This is a genomic window from Streptomyces sp. BE20, from assembly GCF_036322525.1.
Lineage (GTDB): Bacteria > Actinomycetota > Actinomycetes > Streptomycetales > Streptomycetaceae > Kitasatospora.
The window spans coordinates 1-381 of sequence record NZ_JAQYWW010000339.1 but is presented as its reverse complement, the minus strand read 5'-3'; the positions used below and the strand labels follow the sequence as shown (position 1 = coordinate 381).

Sequence of the window (381 nt, the reverse complement as noted above, 5' to 3'; positions counted from 1 at the left end):
GTCCGGCCGGACCCCGGACGCGCTGCGGGCCCAGGCGGAGCGGCTGAGGACGGTGTCGGGTACGGACCTGTCGGCCGTGGCGGCGGCTGCGGCGCGGCCTCCGGTGCTGGCGCATCGTGAGGTGGAGCTCGCGGGTGGGCCCGACGAGCTCATGACCCGGCTGGACGCGGTGGCGTCCGGTGCGGGTGGTCTGACGGGCACCGCACGGGCGGGCGGGGTGGCGTTCCTGTTCACGGGTCCGGGTGCGCAGCGTGCGTCGATGGGACGGGGGTTGTACGAGGCTTTCCCGGTCTTTGCGGACGCGTTCGACCAGGTGGTGTTGCACCTGGATGCTCACTTGGACCGGCCGTTGGCGGAGGTGCTGGCGGACGAGGAGCTGAT

General features: G+C 73.2%; 1 protein-coding gene. It reads left to right on the top strand.

Annotated elements, in window-relative coordinates; all coding sequences use genetic code 11:
- Positions 1–381, top strand: a 381-nt coding sequence (locus PUR61_RS01825) for a hypothetical protein (RefSeq protein WP_329874903.1), incomplete at both ends; no start/stop codon positions are given.